Raw genomic sequence first — 15,243 nt, forward strand, 5'->3', positions numbered from 1 at the left:
TGGGTCAGACGCGGTTGGTGGCCGATTCGTAGACCTCGTCATCACGACGAGCGCCCACGCACAGGACCAACACGATCTCGGTGCCGTTGATGCGGTAGACGATGCGTACATCGCCCGTCCGAATCCGGCGGTGACCAGCCAAGGCGCCCCGGAGGGGCTTGCCGATCTTGTCTGGTTCTCCTTCAGCGATACGTTCTCGTATCACCTTCAGGACTCGCCTCGCTTCAGCACTTCCGAGCTGTTTGAGGTCTTGCTCAACTTCTGGGTGAAACCGAACGCTCCACTTCATCGGCTAGAGACCTAACTGAAGCGAGCCTCCATGTCCTCGAGGCTCACGGTATTTTTCTCGTCCAGGCTGGACAGGCGCTCAATGGCCAGTCTCTCGGCACGAAGGTCTTCGAGCTCATCTTGTAGCGCCTGGTAGGCGTCTACGCCTATCAGAACAGCTGCCGGCTCGTTGTCCTTGAAGATCACCAGGTGAGTAACGTCTCCGCTGGTGATCTCCTTCAGTTTCGCTCCGAAGCTACGGACCATGGCGGTAGCGGACACTGCCTGCTCAGCTCGGTCTAGGAGTGCACTCATGCGCGCTATGCCTCAGGTATTCAGGACTCAGGATTCAGGACTCAGGATTCAGGATTCAGGATTCAGGATTCAGGATTCAGGACTCAGGATTCAGTCGTCAGCGCTGCCTGGTCAGTATACGCAACATTATGCGTAAGAAAATGCGTAAACCGATCTGCGGCAGGCTTGCCGCCGGCGCGCTGCGGGTACTGCTGGTTCCCCGCCATCTCCGTCTAGGCAGAGCCATCGCTCGGAGAGATGAGACCGGGCCCCTCATTCTTCACGTTCCCCACATCAACGCCCACCGCAAACCACTCGAACTCCTCCACCGGCATGCCGAGATGCAGGATTTCCTCTGCCTCTTCAGGAGATAGATGCGGGTCGAGCCAGGTGCGGGCTTCCTCCGGTGCCAGCACCAGCGGCCGACGGTCGTGGATCTCGGCCATGCCGCCGTAGCTATCCATCGTTATGGTCGCGAAGCCGTCGCCCTCCTGGATCTCCCGGCCGTCCCTGGGCAGGTGACCGATGGCCGGGAAGAACAGCGGAGCGCCACTGCGCAGGCGGAAGTAGTACGGCTGCTTGTGCTTGGTCCCCGGGGCCGGCTTCCACTCGTACCAGCCATCCGCCGGCACCAGTGCCCGGGCTGCCTTCCATGCTTCCCTCCAGAACGGCCCCGAGGCCACCTTCTCGACCCTGGCGTTGATCGCTGGCGGGCGAGGGCCCTTCGCCCAGGACGGCGCGTAGCCCCACGGGACCGACTCTAGCCGCAACCCTTCCTCCTCCTGATGCATCAGCAGCACCCGCGTGCGCGGCGCCACGTTGTAGCGGCCGATCGGATCCGGGTTGAAGCCGCCCAACACCGGCACTTCGATGCGCAGCGCTTCCAGATATTCGACCGCCGTCAGGGACTGCACGAATCGTCCGCACATAGCTGCACCCTCCACGTTCTGCGTCCAGCGTAGCTGCCCAGGGAGAGCTGCACGCCTTCCAGTCGTCGCCCCCTCTTGCCATCCGCGCGCCAGAATCAATACTGTATACAAATACAGTATTGTCAGGTGTCGCCATGTCCACTCCAGCCATCATCCGTCTCGCCCTCGGCGGCCAGCCGCTGCCGCTGTTTGCCTTCCGCGTCCCGGCGGGCTTCCCCAGCCCGGCGCAGGACCATCTGGAACGGGAGATCTCCCTCGACGAGATCCTCGACATCCGTGCCCCGCACACCTATCTGGTGCGCGCCGCCGGAGACAGCATGGAAGGCGCCGGCATCTTCGACGGCGACCTCATGGTGGTCGATCGCTCCCGCGAGGCGGAGGCGAACGACATCGTGATCGCCGCGCTCAACAGCGAGCCGCTGGTCAAGCGCCTCACCTACGACGGCAAGCAAGTGGTGCTGCGTGCCGAGAACCCGCGCTATGCGCCGCGCTACATCCTGGAGGGCGATGAGCTGACCATCTGGGGCGTGGTGCGCTTCAGCGTACGCTGCCATGAACCGCGTTGAACCGGCCTTCGCGCTGATCGACTGCAACTCGTTCTACGCGAGCTGCGAGCGGGTATTCCGCCCCGACCTGGCGCGCACGCCCATCGTCGTGCTCAGCAACAACGACGGCTGCGTGATCGCGCGCAGCTACGATGCCAAGCCCTTCGTGAAGATGGGCGAGCCGTACTTCCAGATCCGCAACACCCTGCGCCGCCACGGCATCATGGCGTTCTCCTCCAACTACGCGCTGTACGGCGACATGAGCCAGCGGGTGATGACGCTGCTCGAGGGCATGGCGCCGGCGCTGGAGGTCTACAGCATCGACGAGGCGTTCGCCGACCTGGCGGGCATGCCTGGCAGCCTGGAGGCGCTGGGCCGGCAAATGCGCGCCACCGTGCTGCGCTGCACCGGCATCCCGGTGGGCGTGGGCATCGCCAGCACCAAGACGCTCGCCAAGCTGGCCAACCACGCCGCCAAGCGCTGGATGAAGCAGACCGGTGGAGTGGTGGACATCCGCGACCCAGAGCGGCGCGACAAGCTGCTTCGCGCGCTAGAGGTGGGCGATGTATGGGGCATCGGCCGCAAGCTCACCGAACACCTGGCCGAGATGGGCATCCGCACCGCCTGGGATCTGGCCATGGCCGACCCCTGGACGATCCGCAAACGCTTCTCCGTGGTGGTCGAGAAGACCGCACGCGAGCTGCGCGGCACGGCCTGCCTAAGTCTGGACGACGAGCCGGCGCCGAAGCAGGAGATCTGCTGCAGCAGGATGTTCGGCAAGCGCCTGCGCGAGCTGGAGCCGATCCGCGAAGCGGTGGCCACCTACGCCGCCCGGGCCTGCGAGAAGCTGCGCGCCCAGGGCTCGCTGTGCAAGAAGGTGCGGATCAGCATCCGCACCGGCATGTTCAACCCGGCCGAACCGAAGTTCGCCAAGGGCGTGATCTGCGAACTGCCGTACCCGACCGACGACACCCGCCTGATCATCCGCGCCGCCAGCGATGGGCTGGAGCTGGTCTATCGGGAGGGCTTCGCCTTCAGCAAGGCCGAGGTGCTACTGCTCGATCTGCGGCAGCCAGGCGAATACACCCCAGACCTGTTCGCCGTCCAGAAGCCGGCCGCGGTCGAGCGAGTGATGGGGGTGATGGATGCGATCAATGCCCGTTGGGGCCGCGGCACCCTGCGCCCGGCCAGCGTCCCCACCGCGCCCGACTGGGGTATGCGGCGGGAGCTGATGAGCCAGAGCTACACCACGCGGGTCGATCAGCTCTGGCGGGTGGGTGGATGAGCCGGGCTGGCCAAGTGCGTGCCCTCATTGAGCGCCGCTCAGGGCCTCCAACTCGCTCACGCTGATGCCGAAGGTCTCGTAATTGCCCGCGAGCGCGCTGGCTTGCTCTGGGTGTCGGAGCGGGCCTTGAGGTTCGCCAGCGCGGCCATGGAAAACTCGAACATCTCCTCAGTCGATACGTCCAGCGCGCCGGGCGTCACCATCGCCTTGATCAGCTCCCGGTGTGTCATCACGCAGGCGTCGACAGGAACAGGGGTGTAGCGCTCCTGCCCCTGCGGGTCGAGGCTGACCATCCAGCGCTCGATGGGGCTCAGCGGGCGCCCGATGACGCCGCCGAATCCGGTGGGCTTGCCCAGAAACTCGCCCTCCAACTCGACCCGGGCGACCAGGCCAACGGCCTCGGTGAACTGCTCGGGCGAGATCTTCTTGAAGGAGCAGCCGAACTTCGACCTGAGCGCCGACCAGCAGCGCGTCGCCGCCTTGCCGCGCTCTGCCTCCGGCAGCGTCTCGATGCGCGCGGCCACCAGTGCCTTGATCGCGCCCTGCTGATCGCCGGTCAGCCCGTTGGGCAGGGCCTTCTGCGCAGCGGCCTTGCGCCGGCGCGGATTCACCGCCTCGCCCTGTTGCCAGTAGGCCGCCAGTGCCGCGAAGCATTCGCGCTGGTACTGCACCAGGCGCTCGCGGATCTCGGGTTTGACGCGGGAGGCATCCACGCCGAACAGCCAGCCGTTGAGGTAGTCGAGTGGGAGGCAGACCAGCTCGCGGTGCTGATCGTCGCCGGGCATCTGCATGGTCATCACGACCATGCAGGTCGAGAGTACGGGGTGACGCTGGATACGGTTGTACTGCGACTTCCAGTCGAGGCCAATGGCCTCAGAGATGGGTTTCATCGCCACGAGGTGTTCGCCGGTGGGCGAGGTGATGACGGTGAGATAGTGACCTTGAAAACTGACGGTGCCGAGCTGGCTGGTGATGGTTGACATGGTGATTTCCCTTTGCAGTCCGTTGACCGCTTCCCAAACGCCAATTTGGGAGAGCGGAACCGTGCGGGTTGGCGTACCGGGCAAAGGAACCGGCGGGCCGTAAGGCCCCCACGCACGGCCCGCCCATAACGGGTGCAGCCATGCCGCGGGCACAAAAAAACCGCTTGTGAGCGGTTTCGTGACCGCCTTTGCTTTCCGGGACGCCAATCCCAGGCTGCCGATTTAGCGGCAGCGGATAAGACGTTATGCCTTGGGGGCGTAGGTGTCAAGTAAATGTCGGTGTGGCATCATTGAATCTTGAGGTCAGCGGTCGTAACGCGTCTTGATCAATAGCTGGAGCAAACATGGATAAAGTATTGCTAACTGCTTTTCTTACAGCGCTTGCTGGGTTTATAACGGCAGCCTTAAGTATTGTGAAGCTTGTAAACGAGAAAGAGAGTAAAACCACTGATTATCGCCAATCATGGACGGAATCCGCCAGGGAGTCACTTGCGGAGCTTATTGGGGCTCTAAACTCATTTGCCAGCTCAACAAACCAAAGTGCATCAAGTGGTCGCCAGTTTTTAAAGCTGATGAAGGGTGCGCCTCCAGAGGATGATCATGCAAAAGGCATTCGCCAAGAAGCCATAGAACTCAATAAGAAGTTACTTCATGAAAGTGTGGCCACCCAAAAGGATGATCTGAAAAAAATTTATCACGCTTACGCAAAGGTGCGACTTCACTTCAAGTCTGATGATTTGAGTTTTAGCAGAATTGAACAGAAATTTGATTATTGCATGGGTAAGGTGGAAGAGATGCGCGCCGCCAAGAAAGGTGGCAAGAGGCTAAAAATAAAGGAGCAAATTCACTCGGCAACCGGTGAGATGTCCACTTACGCTAGGCAGATACTTAAAGCCGAATGGGAAACAGTTAAAGTGGGTGAGCCAGCTTACAAGCAAACGAAAAGGTTTTCCATTTGGGCTTGCATTGTTATGTTATTTATTCTTTTTACTATTGGTATTCATGCCGCCATAGAGTATAAGGGGCGCAGCTCATCCAGTGCTGGATTAATTATCAGCAACGAGCAACCAAAAGGTCGCGCAGGGTAACGAGTTGATCAGCCTTATTTGCCGATGTTCATGGCGGGCAATCGCTGCGCGGGTTGCCCGCCTGCTGATCCGATTACCGGCACAAGCTCTCGCACGGCACCCCGTCCCTGTTGCCATCGAGCTTGGTGCTGCCGCACTGCTCCAGGTGAAAGCCCGCCTCGACGCAGAGGCCACCTGACTACACACCATGCGCGCCGAGCAGCTGTAGCGGGTGCCGCCGGTACATTCCCCCGACAGTGCTGCCACCAGTAAAGCCATCCCGCGCCCCGCTCAGGCTGCTACTGGAGCCAAGCCGCACACTGGGAGTCTTGTCGGCGAACCGTTTGGCTGATCAGCGACTTGCCAAGGCCTGATGGTCATGGTGTATAACGCTGGAAAGTGGTCACCATGGTCGCGATCATGGATAGCCAATCTGAGCTACCAGTCCCGCTCGGGATATATAACTTGGCAGCATGGGAGCTAATTATGACTCTTGGACCAATACCTGATTACCTTAGAGAAGGAATACGGAAAAATTTTCTTGCGGGCTTGAAGGGCAATCGCTCACTGGATACCTATGAGCTAGACCTGTTTCAGTGGTTCATGAAAGAGACTGAAGAAACTTGGGCGCGGATGAACTCTGAAGAGCAGAAGTGCATTCAGGGGCAAATTGACTCTGGGGTGGAGGTAAATGACAGCGGTGCGCTTGTGGTCGAGTACTATCGCAAGAGAATGCGTGCCTCTCACGTCATGCATTTGGCATCTATTCTCGAAGGGGCAATGAAGCGAGAGTGCGATCGGGTTACCTTGGTGTTAGCCGAGCAGGTATTGTTTAAGCCGTCGGAGCTGAAAGGTGATGCTTGGAGTGCTCGAAGGGCTTTTCTAGAAAGGCATGGTAAATTCTGTGTGCCTGATAACCTCTGGGGGCCAATCAGGAATCTCCTTGCTGTGCGTAACGCGCTAGCTCACCATGGAGACGATATCTCTACGCTCATGGAGAATGAGGTACAGAAACTACGCAAGATTCCAGGGGTATCTGTAGATAATTTTGAGCTTAGCATAGAGGTTGGCTTCGTTGATGGGGCTTGCAAAGCAGTTCGAGACGTTGCGGAGTTTTTGCATGCGCAGATAAATGAATTAATAGATCGCGGAATTAGCCAAAAGGGTATTGCGTAGCGGCTATGCTGGGTAACGCTTCTCTTGGCTTCGCGTAGGGTAGACAACGGCGCAGCCTTGTCTACCTTGCTCAACGCAGCCCACTTCGCCGCATTCAAGGACGACCATTGACCACATCCCCCTCCAAACTCCTCTTCCTCCCCGGCGCCTCCGGCAACACGGAGTCCTGGCGCCCGGCCGCCGAGCGCCTTGCCCACCCGGCGCAGCAGGTCCATATCGGCTGGCCCGGCTTCGGCAGCACACCGCCCGACTCGGGCGTGACCGGTATGGCCGATCTGGTGGCCAGCGTACTGCCGGAGATCGACCAGCCCATCGTCCAGATGGGTAACGCTGAAGCGCGACGGAGCGCCAACCCAACCAGAGGAACGGGAATGCTAAAACACCTTCTGGCTGTGCTCGGCATGACGCTGGCGCTGACCGGCTGTCAGACCCAGCAAGAGAAGCTGCACCAGTACCAACTTCGAGGCTACAACGCACACTGCATGACCAGTCTTCCGCGAGGCCAGTGCGTCAAAGGCTCCTCGGCGCATGTACGCGCCTGCGAAGTCGAGCAGGCAATCATCAAGTCGTGCGCCGGCTTCGTGACATCCGAGGTCAGCTACATGGTCGCCCGCGGTGATCAACCGCAAACCGCGATGCCATCGGCGCCGGCCCCACGCTTTACTCCGACCAAGCCGGAGCCGATCATCATTGATGTCGACGTGAAGAATGATCCGGCTGAGCGCTACATGGCCGGCGACGAGATCGAGTGGCGCATCGCCGTGAATCCGGGCTATCCGGCCGCCTACCTACAGGCCGCCGAAAAGGCCGAACAGCTGACGATATACATGCTGGAATCCTACGAGAAAACCGTTCGATTCCACCTTAGGCAGCCCAGCTCTACCCCCAAGTCCTCCGTACTCAAGCGGATCGCTCGACTCGAAGCTCTGAGGGCGCCACTGAGCGAGGCTGCTGCCGCGGGTGAAGCGATGCAGGCGTTCTACGGCAACCCGGCGAACCGGTCGCGCACGGTGTTCGACGAACTTACCGACGAGCTGGTGCAGCGCCTCAACGCGCATGACCCCATCCTGCAAAAGGCGGCTGAGCTGGCGCGACAGCAGCAGTCGCCCGGCCGCGAGTTTCAGGCGTGGGCAGAGCAGGTACGCATCGGGGTGGTCAAGTTTCAGTTCGCCCTCTCCCTTGCGAGCAAGCCGCTCGATCAGATATTCGAGGACAGCATTGCCAAGCACCAGCAGGCACTGCAAGAGCAGCGAGAGTGGGAAGCCTGGGCTCGGCGCAGCGCAGAACAGCAGCGCGAGAAGCGTCGAGCACAAGGTGGAGACTGTTCGTGCGCCGGGGGCAACGTCTGCTTCGGCCCGCGCGGCGGGCGGTTCTGTATCACCTCCGGGGGCAACAAGCGTTACGGGATTTGATCCGAGAACATGAGCCGCATGCCCTGCCCCGAGGCCATCCAGAGGGGGGCCAAAATATCCAACCCGCCTGACATGCCATCAACTCGTATGGCATGAGCGCAATCGAGGTGGCCACCCAGGCGGGCAACCTCGACGAGTTCAATGCCGCCCTGGTCACGCCCGGCTTCGATCCGCGCAATGCGTGCGTGGGCGTGCATGTCCGCCCTGGGCGCGCAGGACTGGCGCCCGGACTTCGCCGCGGCCAACCCGAACCTGCCGCGCTGGTTCCTCGACGACCGCACCGACCTCACCGCCCGGCTGGCCGAGCTGCACGTGCCCGTGCTGCTGCTCTGGGGCGACGCCGACCCGATCAGCCCCGTTCGCGTCGGCCAGCGACTCGCCGAGCTGCTGCCCCGTGCCGAGCTGCACGTCATCCCTGGTGGTGGTCACGACCTGGGCTTCACCCATGCCGACGAGGTGGCGAGGTTGATCGACAGGCACCTAGGGGCGGAGTAGGGGGCGGGTCATCTCTGATTGAGGTGCGGTCAGGGCGCGCTAGTCTGTTGGGCCCTCGGCACTGAGTTCTAGGTCAGCAGCGCGCCAAATGCTGTCAGCCCACTCCTGCATCATGCCTCGCCGCTGCTCCAAGTAGGAGGCATGGTTGTAGGTGTCGCGGATGACGCTGTCATCTGCGTGAGCCAGCTGACGCTCGATCCAGTCGCTGTTGTACCCGCGGTGGTTCATCTCGGTGCTGAATAGATGGCGGAAACCGTGCGGCGACTGCTGCCCTTGCAGGCCGCACATCTGCATCACGTTGGTCGCGTAGTTCACGCCGATGGGCCTGGTGTAGTCGCTACGATTTGGGAAGACGTAGCGGAACCGCCCCGAGATAGGCCGCATTTCGTTGAGGACAGCGACAGCCTGCGACGGCAGAGGGACAACGTGGTCGCGGCGCATCTTCATCTTCGCCGCCGGGATCATCCAGGTTGCCGAGTCTAAGTCGATCTCGCTCCACTCTGCTTGTCTGATCTCACCAGGGCGGCAGGCGGTGTAGATCATCAGCATGACGGCTGAGCGATTGACCTGCCCGGTATCGCAGTTCTGGATCGCTTGCAGGATGCGCGGCATTTCCGTGAATCCGGCGAACGGACGGTTCTTGTAGGCGTCGACCTTCTTCGTGACAGCGTGCATTTCCGCGCTGGGATTGACTTCGAGGACACCGATTGCGATCGCGTATCGGAACACCTGCCCCATCCACTGCCGGGTCTTCATCGCCGACGTGATTGCACCTCTGGCCTCGATGCGCCGAATAATAGTGATCACGTCCGCCCGCGTGATGGAGGTGACCTGCCGGCTGCCCAGGGACGGCAGCACGTCGTTGTCCATGGCGATGCGGATGCCCTTGAGCGTCCCTTCCGACAGCGAGCTGCGCCGGAATGCCAGCCACTCCTCGTAGACCCTGCGGAATGTCCATCCTTCGGCTTCCAGGGCGGCCACCTTCTGCTCTCGCTTCGCGTGCCGCGGGTCGACACCTCGAGCAATTGTTTCGCGCGATTCGTCCCTGCGCGCCCTGGCTTCCTTGAGGCCGATTTCCGGATATGTGCCTAGCGAGATCCTGGCCTGCTTGCCCAGCCAGGTGAAGCGGAAATGCCAACTCTTGACGCCGCTGGGGGCGATGTAGAGGGATAAGCCGAGGGAGTCGGGCAGGGTGTAGGCCTTCTCCTTCGGCTTGGCTTGTCGGGCAGCGGTGTCGGTGAGCGGCACTAGTACATTCTCGCGAGGGGGCGGGCTGATGTACTGAATGATGTACTGATTTTGTCGTGCAGGGAAGGTTATTGGCGGTACTCCCTGGCACGCTCAAGCCTGCATAAATCGGCGGTTCAGGGAGTTTTTGGTGCGGCGGGGGATTTTGCGGGATGAGCCCGTGGAGCCCTTGAACAGTTCCACGGCAACACTCACGGGCTGGAAAAAAACCGCGTCAGTCTACCAGTTTTGCCGGTACTTGCCCGCGCGCGCCGGCAAACGCTCGGGATGAACTACAGCGCCTGTAAATTGACGGTTTGCACTTGCGGCATGGGGTGTGCCAAAGGTTGGCCATGTATCTGGCGCGGCTGGGCTATGGTTGTTGAGGCGCACAAGGGAAGTTTTCCCCGGGAACGAGGTCAGGGCAGATCGGTATCTTGCGGCCGCTTTCCCGACATCAAAAACAAAAGAGGATGGCGATGGCTGCCAGTTCGCGACCGTTCAACCTGCTCCGCTGGTTCTCGCTGGTGAGCCTCGGGCTGATCGCCGCGGTAGCTATCGCCCTGGGGGTCAGCGCCACCCGCTACGCCATCACCGAGAGCATCGAGCGCGATGCCCTGCTCACCGCCCAGTTCATCCAGGCCCTCACCGAGGGCGAGATCCGCCATGCCAACTTCGGCCCGGGCGTGACCATGGGCGAGTTCCTCGATTTTCGCGATGACGGTGAGGACGACGGCATCGACCGGATGCACCTGGAGCGGGTGCGTCGCGAGTTCTTCGACCATGTCACCAACCTGCCCGACGCCCTGCAGGCCAACGTCTTCGCCCCCGACCGCACCATCGTCTGGTCGACCAACCCGGAGCTGGTCGGTCGGCGGTTGCTCGATCGCGAGGAGCTGGAGGAGGCGTTCGAGAAGAAGTCCCACGTCGCCCACGCCCACTGGCGGGTGCAGGGCGGGCGCACCGAGCAGCAGTTCATCCGCAGTCCGGCCGGGCTCTACTTCGAGAACTACATTCCGCTGCTCGATCAGGCCGGCAACGTGGCGTCGGTGGTGGAAATCTACAAGGAACCGGCCGACTTGATCGGCCGGATGGAACGAGCCTACCTGCTGCTGTGGGTGGCGGCGGCCGGAGGCGGCGGGCTGATCTATCTTGGCCTGTTCTGGATCGTGTTCCGTGCCTCGAAGCAGCTGGCGGCGCAGCAGAAGCAGCTGATCGAGAACGAAACCCTGGTGGCCCTCGGCGAAATGTCCTCGGCGGTGGCCCACGGCCTGCGCAATCCGCTGGCCGCCATCCGCACCAGTGCCGAGCTGGCGCTGGATCTGGACTGCTCGCCGGCGCGCAAGAACATCGACGACATCATCGGTCAGGTCGATCGCCTGTCGAAATGGGTGCGCGAGCTGCTGTTGTGCTCGGGTCAGCTCAATGACGATCACGAGGCGGTGGATCTGGTCGCGGCGGTGGGCGAGGTGTTGAACGCGTACGCGCCGCAGATCGCCAAGGCCGGCATCGCGGTCGAGTGGTCGCCGGTGGCTGCGCCCAAAGTGCTCAGCCACCCGGTACTGCTCAGCCAGACGCTCAACAGTGTGGTGGCCAACGCCATCGAGGCAATGCCCAGGGGCGGCTGCCTGCGCATCGACCTGGAGCGCGACACGCGCCAGCGGCGCCTGGTTCTCGGCATCAGCGATACCGGGGTGGGCATGTCGGCGGAGCAGCTGGCGCAGGCGTTCAAGCCGTTCTATTCGACCAAGCGGGGTGGATTGGGGGTCGGGCTGTCGCTGGTCAAGCGGATCATGGAGCGCTTCGGCGGCGAAGTGAAGGTGACCAGCCGCGAGCATGTGGGAACCAACGTGTGCCTGCTGTTCAAGATGGCGCAAGGAGATTGACGGTAATGGAGCACAGCGTGTTGATCGTCGAAGACGACGAGGTCCTGGCTGACAATATCCGCACCTACCTCGAGCGCAAGGGCTACGAGGCGCTGCTCTGCGAGTCCGCCGAGCAGGCCCTGGAGATCTTCGCCGCCCAGCACCCAGACGTTTTGCTCACCGACTATTGCCTGCCGGGCATGAGCGGCATCGAGCTGATCCGCCAGGTGCGCAGCCTGGACTCCCAGGTCAAGGCGGTGATGATGACCGCCCACGGCAACGTGCAGGGCGCCGTGGAGGCGATGAAGGCCGGCGCGTACGACTACCTGACCAAGCCGGTGGTGCTGGCCGAACTCAAGCTGCTGATCGAGAAGGCCCTCGAGGCCCGGCAGCTGGAGCACAGCCTGTCGTTCTATCGGCAGCGCGACGCCCGTGGCGCCGGTCTGGACGCGCTGCTCGGCGAGTCGGCGCCGATGCAGGCACTGAAGTCGATGGTGCAGCAGGTACTGGAGGCGGAGCGCCACATGACCGACGGCGAACTGCCGGCGGTGCTGATCAGGGGCGAAACCGGCACCGGCAAGGAGCTGGTCGCCCGCGCCCTGCATTACGACGGCGTGCGCCGCGCGGGCCCCTTCGTCGAGGTCAACTGTGCGTCGATCCCCTCCCATCTGCTCGAAGCGGAGCTGTTCGGCCACGAGAAGGGCGCCTATACCGACGCCAAGGAGCGGCGGGTCGGCTTGGTGGAGGCCGCCGACGGCGGCACCCTGTTCCTCGACGAGGTGGGCGAGATCGAGCTGCCCCTGCAGGCCAAGCTGCTCAAGCTGCTGGAGGATCACTCGATTCGCCGTCTGGGCTCGGTGAAGGAGCGCAAGATCGACCTGCGCATCATCAGCGCCACCAACTGCGACCTCGAGCAGATGGTCCAGGAGGGGCGCTTTCGCCGCGACCTCTTCTACCGCCTGCGCATCATCGCCATCGCGGTGCCGCCGCTGCGCGAACGGGGCGACGATATCGTCCGCTTGGCTCGCCACTTCCTGGCCGTGCACGGCCGGCGCTACGGCAAGCCCGACCTGAGCTTTTGTGTCGAGGCCGAGATCGCGATGCTGCACTACGAGTGGCCGGGCAATGTGCGCGAACTGCGCAACCTGCTCGAGCAGGTCGTATTGCTGACTCCAGGACCCCAGATCAGTCCCGCCCAGCTGAACCTGGCCACCCGCGTGGAGGACTGTGCGGCGCGCGACTGTCCCGATCCCGCGCCGGCCGACCCTGCCGACTCCGCCGAGCCCGATGGCTTGGCGAGCCTGCCCGCGATCGAGCGGGATCTGGTGCTGAGGACGCTGGACAAGACCGACTGGAACGTCACCAAGTCGGCCCGTCTGCTGGGCCTCAGCCGCGACATGCTGCGCTACCGGATCGAGAAGCTTGGCCTGGAGCGGCCGGATCGCAACCACTGACCACTAGACGATCGGCCTGCTGGCCGGTCAGCGGTGCAGGTGCTCCTTGCCATCGGCATGTACGTGGACCTTCTTCTCCGGCGCGGCCGGCGTGCCGGCAATTTCCTGGTCGTGGCCTTGGGCGCCGCCGTGATGGCTGGCGGCCGGCGCATGGTGGTCGTCGGCGGCCGCGTCGTGCTGGCGGCTGTGGTCGTGCATGTCGGTTTCCCCGCCGCCGTGGGAGTGGCCATCGCTGGCCGCCACCAGGGCGCGGTACTGCGCGGCATCCAGGCTCGGCAACTGCTGCAGGAAGGCGACCATGCCCCAGATGTGCTCGTCGCCCATGCTCTTGCCCCAGGCCGGCATGCCGGTGGCCTTGATGCCGTGCTTGATGATCCAGAAGGTGGTGGCCGGGCTGCCGTTGGCGCCGCGCTGCGCCAGGTTGGGCGGCGCCGGGTAGAGGTTCTGGCTCAGCTCGGTATCGGCCATGCCCGGCGCCAGATGGCAGCCGATGCACATGGACTGGTAGTTGCCGGCACCGCGGCGGACCAGCTCGGCGTCGTTCAGGTCCGGCACGACGATGTCGGCGGCGCGCACGGCGATCGAGCGTTCGCGCACGGTGCTCAGCAGGGCATGCACGCTGTCCAGGTGCGGATCGTCGGCGCCGACGTTGATCAGGCCCGCGTAGATGACGCCGGCAGCGGCAAGGGTGCCCGCAAGGCTGGCCAGCGTCAGGGTTTTTATCGTTCTTTTCATTGGGCGGGAGTCTCTCAGAACCAGAAGCGGATACCCGCTACCAGGCGCGCCTCTTCGACGTCCTCGCCGTGTTCGCGGTGCAGGTCGGCGGTGTTGCCGTAGGCGCGGTGCCAGGTGGCGCCGATGTAGGGGGCGAACTCGCGGCGGATCTCGTAGCGCAGGCGCAGGCCCAGCTCGAGATCGCTGAAGCCCGAGCCGACGCCGCGTTCGTCGTCGTTGCGGCCATGCAGGTTGGCCTCGGCGGCGGGCTGCAGGATCAGCCGGTTGGTCAGCAGGATGTCGTACTCGGCGCCCAGGCGCAGCGCGCTCTGGCCACCTTCGCCGAGGAAGGCGGTGGCCTCGGTCTCCAGGCCGTACAGCGGCATGCCCTGTATGCCGAAGGCGGCCCAGGTCTGTGGCGAGCCGGGCTTGAAGTCCTGGCGCACGCCGGCCACGGTTTCCCACCAGGGACCGATGGCATGGCTCCACAGCAGCTGCAGCTCGGCTTCCTCGGTATGCCCGGCGACTCGCTCGCCTTCGGAACGGAAGGCCAGGCGGTCGATGTCGCCGCCGATCCAGCCGCTCAGGTCCCAGGCCAGCGCGCTGCCCTCGTCGGCGTCCTGCCATTCCAGCTGGTCGGCGAGGAACAGGTAGTTGATGCCGCCCTGGTGCATGGCATGCGGCGGCAGGTCGGGGAAGGCGGCCGCGCGGTCGGCGTCGGTGATCGGCGGCACCGGTGCGCCCGGGTAGCCGGCAGGGTGGTGGCCGGCGTGCTCGGCGGCGCCGGGTTGCGCCTGCGGCTGGCCCTGCATCTGCTGCATGTGCTGCTGGTGCATCCGCATCATCTGCTCGTGGCTCATGCCGCCGTGGTCCATCTGGCCGCTCTGCATCTGCTGCATGTGCTGCTGGTGCATCCGCATCATCTGCTCGTGGCTCATGTCGCCATGGCCCATCTGCCCGTGATCCATCATCGGCATGCCTTGGGCGGCGGCCGGGGCTGGTGCCGCCGGTTGCGGGTGATGGCCGGCGTGCGGGTCGCTGGCGACCGGGGCAGGCGCTACCTCGCCATGCCCGGCGTGGGCGGAATGATCCTCCGGCTCGGCGGCCTGGGCGGCGGCGATCACCCCAAGGCTCAGCGCCAGGGCGAGGGGCAGCTTACTGGCCATTTTTGCCATCCTTGCTGGCGGGCGCGGCCTTGGCCGGCGGCATGCTGCCGTGGTTCATCTGCCCCTGGCCCATGTTGCCGTGGTCCATCTGGCCATGGTTCATGTGCTGGTCGTGCATCTGCTTCATCATCTGGTCATGGTTCATCTGCCCATGGCCCATCTGGCTGTGGTCCATGTTGCCGTGATCCATCATGCCGCCGGCCTGGGCCTTCGGCGCGACCGGCTGGCTGGCCGGAGCGGACTGCGGGTGGTGCCCGGCGTGTTCGCTCTGCGCCCCGGCCTGCGGCAGTTGCAGGGCGGCCAGCAGGCCGAAGGCCAGGGAAGTGGCGAGCAGGGTGGTGCGCTTGGAAGGGGTGGTCATGGC

Annotated in this window: 17 protein-coding genes; 8 read left to right on the forward strand and 9 right to left on the reverse strand. The window is 63.5% G+C overall.

Translation table 11 applies throughout. From position 1 onward, the window contains the following. Positions 1 to 4: 4 nt before the first annotated feature. From BM297_RS02980 to BM297_RS02990, 3 genes are all read right to left on the reverse strand, one after another. Positions 5 to 289: a type II toxin-antitoxin system RelE family toxin gene (locus tag BM297_RS02980; RefSeq protein ID WP_092428144.1), complete on the reverse strand. Its 285-nt coding sequence runs from the start codon at positions 287 to 289 to the stop codon at positions 5 to 7. An 11-nt stretch (positions 290 to 300) separates the two neighbouring features. Next, entirely contained in the window at positions 301 to 534 is a 234-nt protein-coding gene (locus BM297_RS02985) for a Phd-YefM (RefSeq protein WP_092428623.1), read from the reverse strand. A gap of 260 nt (positions 535 to 794) precedes the next feature. Continuing rightward, positions 795 to 1,490 carry an SOS response-associated peptidase gene (locus tag BM297_RS02990; RefSeq protein WP_092428146.1) on the reverse strand — a complete coding sequence of 232 codons (696 nt, stop codon included), beginning with the start codon at positions 1,488 to 1,490 and terminating at the stop codon, positions 795 to 797. 134 nt (positions 1,491 to 1,624) lie between these two features. Here BM297_RS02990 and BM297_RS02995 point away from each other — a divergent pair, with 134 nt between their 5' ends. Together BM297_RS02995 and umuC are read left to right on the forward strand one after the other, a co-directional pair. Further along, entirely contained in the window at positions 1,625 to 2,056 is a 432-nt protein-coding gene (locus BM297_RS02995) for a LexA family protein (RefSeq protein ID WP_092428148.1), read from the forward strand. Beyond that, positions 2,043 to 3,320, forward strand: a complete 1,278-nt coding sequence (umuC, locus tag BM297_RS03000; protein WP_092428150.1) for a translesion error-prone DNA polymerase V subunit UmuC — start codon at positions 2,043 to 2,045, stop codon at positions 3,318 to 3,320. Before BM297_RS02995 ends, umuC begins: the two co-directional genes overlap by 14 nt. 56 nt (positions 3,321 to 3,376) lie before the next feature. Here the strand turns inward: umuC and BM297_RS03005 are convergent, their stop codons facing one another. Then, positions 3,377 to 4,303: a phage antirepressor N-terminal domain-containing protein gene (locus BM297_RS03005; protein ID WP_092428152.1), complete on the reverse strand. Its 927-nt coding sequence runs from the start codon at positions 4,301 to 4,303 to the stop codon at positions 3,377 to 3,379. 344 nt (positions 4,304 to 4,647) lie between these two features. On the opposite strand from BM297_RS03005, the gene BM297_RS21390 reads away from it, so the two are divergent. Then, positions 4,648 to 5,391, forward strand: coding sequence for a hypothetical protein (locus tag BM297_RS21390; RefSeq protein ID WP_139231007.1), 744 nt, complete (start codon positions 4,648 to 4,650; stop codon positions 5,389 to 5,391). A gap of 73 nt (positions 5,392 to 5,464) precedes the next feature. On the opposite strand, the gene BM297_RS22355 is transcribed toward BM297_RS21390, so the two are convergent. Continuing rightward, on the reverse strand, positions 5,465 to 5,536 hold the full coding sequence (locus BM297_RS22355; protein WP_217648237.1) for an excalibur calcium-binding domain-containing protein: 72 nt from the start codon (positions 5,534 to 5,536) through the stop codon (positions 5,465 to 5,467). Positions 5,537 to 5,778: 242 nt separating this feature from the next. On the opposite strand from BM297_RS22355, the gene BM297_RS21400 reads away from it, so the two are divergent. The 3 genes from BM297_RS21400 to BM297_RS03015 all read left to right on the forward strand — a co-directional run bounded on the left by BM297_RS21400 (position 5,779) and on the right by BM297_RS03015 (position 8,453). Further along, on the forward strand, positions 5,779 to 6,546 hold the full coding sequence (locus BM297_RS21400; RefSeq protein ID WP_139231008.1) for a hypothetical protein: 768 nt from the start codon (positions 5,779 to 5,781) through the stop codon (positions 6,544 to 6,546). A 107-nt stretch (positions 6,547 to 6,653) separates the two neighbouring features. Next, complete coding sequence (locus BM297_RS22025) at positions 6,654 to 7,958, forward strand: alpha/beta fold hydrolase (protein WP_245768187.1); 1,305 nt, start codon at positions 6,654 to 6,656, stop codon at positions 7,956 to 7,958. A 141-nt stretch (positions 7,959 to 8,099) separates the two neighbouring features. Beyond that, positions 8,100 to 8,453 (forward strand): alpha/beta fold hydrolase, encoded by a 354-nt coding sequence (locus BM297_RS03015; protein WP_092428154.1) that lies wholly within the window; start codon positions 8,100 to 8,102, stop codon positions 8,451 to 8,453. A 39-nt stretch (positions 8,454 to 8,492) separates the two neighbouring features. On the opposite strand, the gene BM297_RS03020 is transcribed toward BM297_RS03015, so the two are convergent. After that, positions 8,493 to 9,701: a tyrosine-type recombinase/integrase gene (locus BM297_RS03020; RefSeq protein ID WP_092428156.1), complete on the reverse strand. Its 1,209-nt coding sequence runs from the start codon at positions 9,699 to 9,701 to the stop codon at positions 8,493 to 8,495. Positions 9,702 to 10,159: 458 nt separating this feature from the next. On the opposite strand from BM297_RS03020, the gene BM297_RS03025 reads away from it, so the two are divergent. Together BM297_RS03025 and BM297_RS03030 are read left to right on the forward strand one after the other, a co-directional pair. Further along, positions 10,160 to 11,566 carry a sensor histidine kinase gene (locus tag BM297_RS03025; protein ID WP_342742272.1) on the forward strand — a complete coding sequence of 469 codons (1,407 nt, stop codon included), beginning with the start codon at positions 10,160 to 10,162 and terminating at the stop codon, positions 11,564 to 11,566. Between the two features lie 5 nt (positions 11,567 to 11,571). After that, positions 11,572 to 12,999: a sigma-54-dependent transcriptional regulator gene (locus tag BM297_RS03030; protein ID WP_092428160.1), complete on the forward strand. Its 1,428-nt coding sequence runs from the start codon at positions 11,572 to 11,574 to the stop codon at positions 12,997 to 12,999. A 27-nt stretch (positions 13,000 to 13,026) separates the two neighbouring features. Here BM297_RS03030 and BM297_RS03035 read toward each other — a convergent pair whose 3' ends face one another. The 3 genes from BM297_RS03035 to BM297_RS03045 are packed head-to-tail and all read right to left on the reverse strand — an operon-like array spanning position 13,027 to position 15,240. Next, the gene (locus BM297_RS03035) at positions 13,027 to 13,734 is read right to left on the reverse strand and encodes a c-type cytochrome (RefSeq protein ID WP_092428162.1); all 708 of its coding nucleotides are present in this window, start codon (positions 13,732 to 13,734) and stop codon (positions 13,027 to 13,029) included. A 14-nt stretch (positions 13,735 to 13,748) separates the two neighbouring features. Beyond that, positions 13,749 to 14,888, reverse strand: coding sequence for a copper resistance protein B (locus tag BM297_RS03040; RefSeq protein WP_449404130.1), 1,140 nt, complete (start codon positions 14,886 to 14,888; stop codon positions 13,749 to 13,751). Further along, on the reverse strand, positions 14,869 to 15,240 hold the full coding sequence (locus BM297_RS03045) for a hypothetical protein (protein ID WP_245768190.1): 372 nt from the start codon (positions 15,238 to 15,240) through the stop codon (positions 14,869 to 14,871). Before BM297_RS03045 ends, BM297_RS03040 begins: the two co-directional genes overlap by 20 nt. Between the last annotated feature and the right edge of the window lie 3 nt (positions 15,241 to 15,243).

The organism is Geopseudomonas sagittaria, assembly GCF_900115715.1.
Classification (GTDB): domain Bacteria; phylum Pseudomonadota; class Gammaproteobacteria; order Pseudomonadales; family Pseudomonadaceae; genus Geopseudomonas; species Geopseudomonas sagittaria.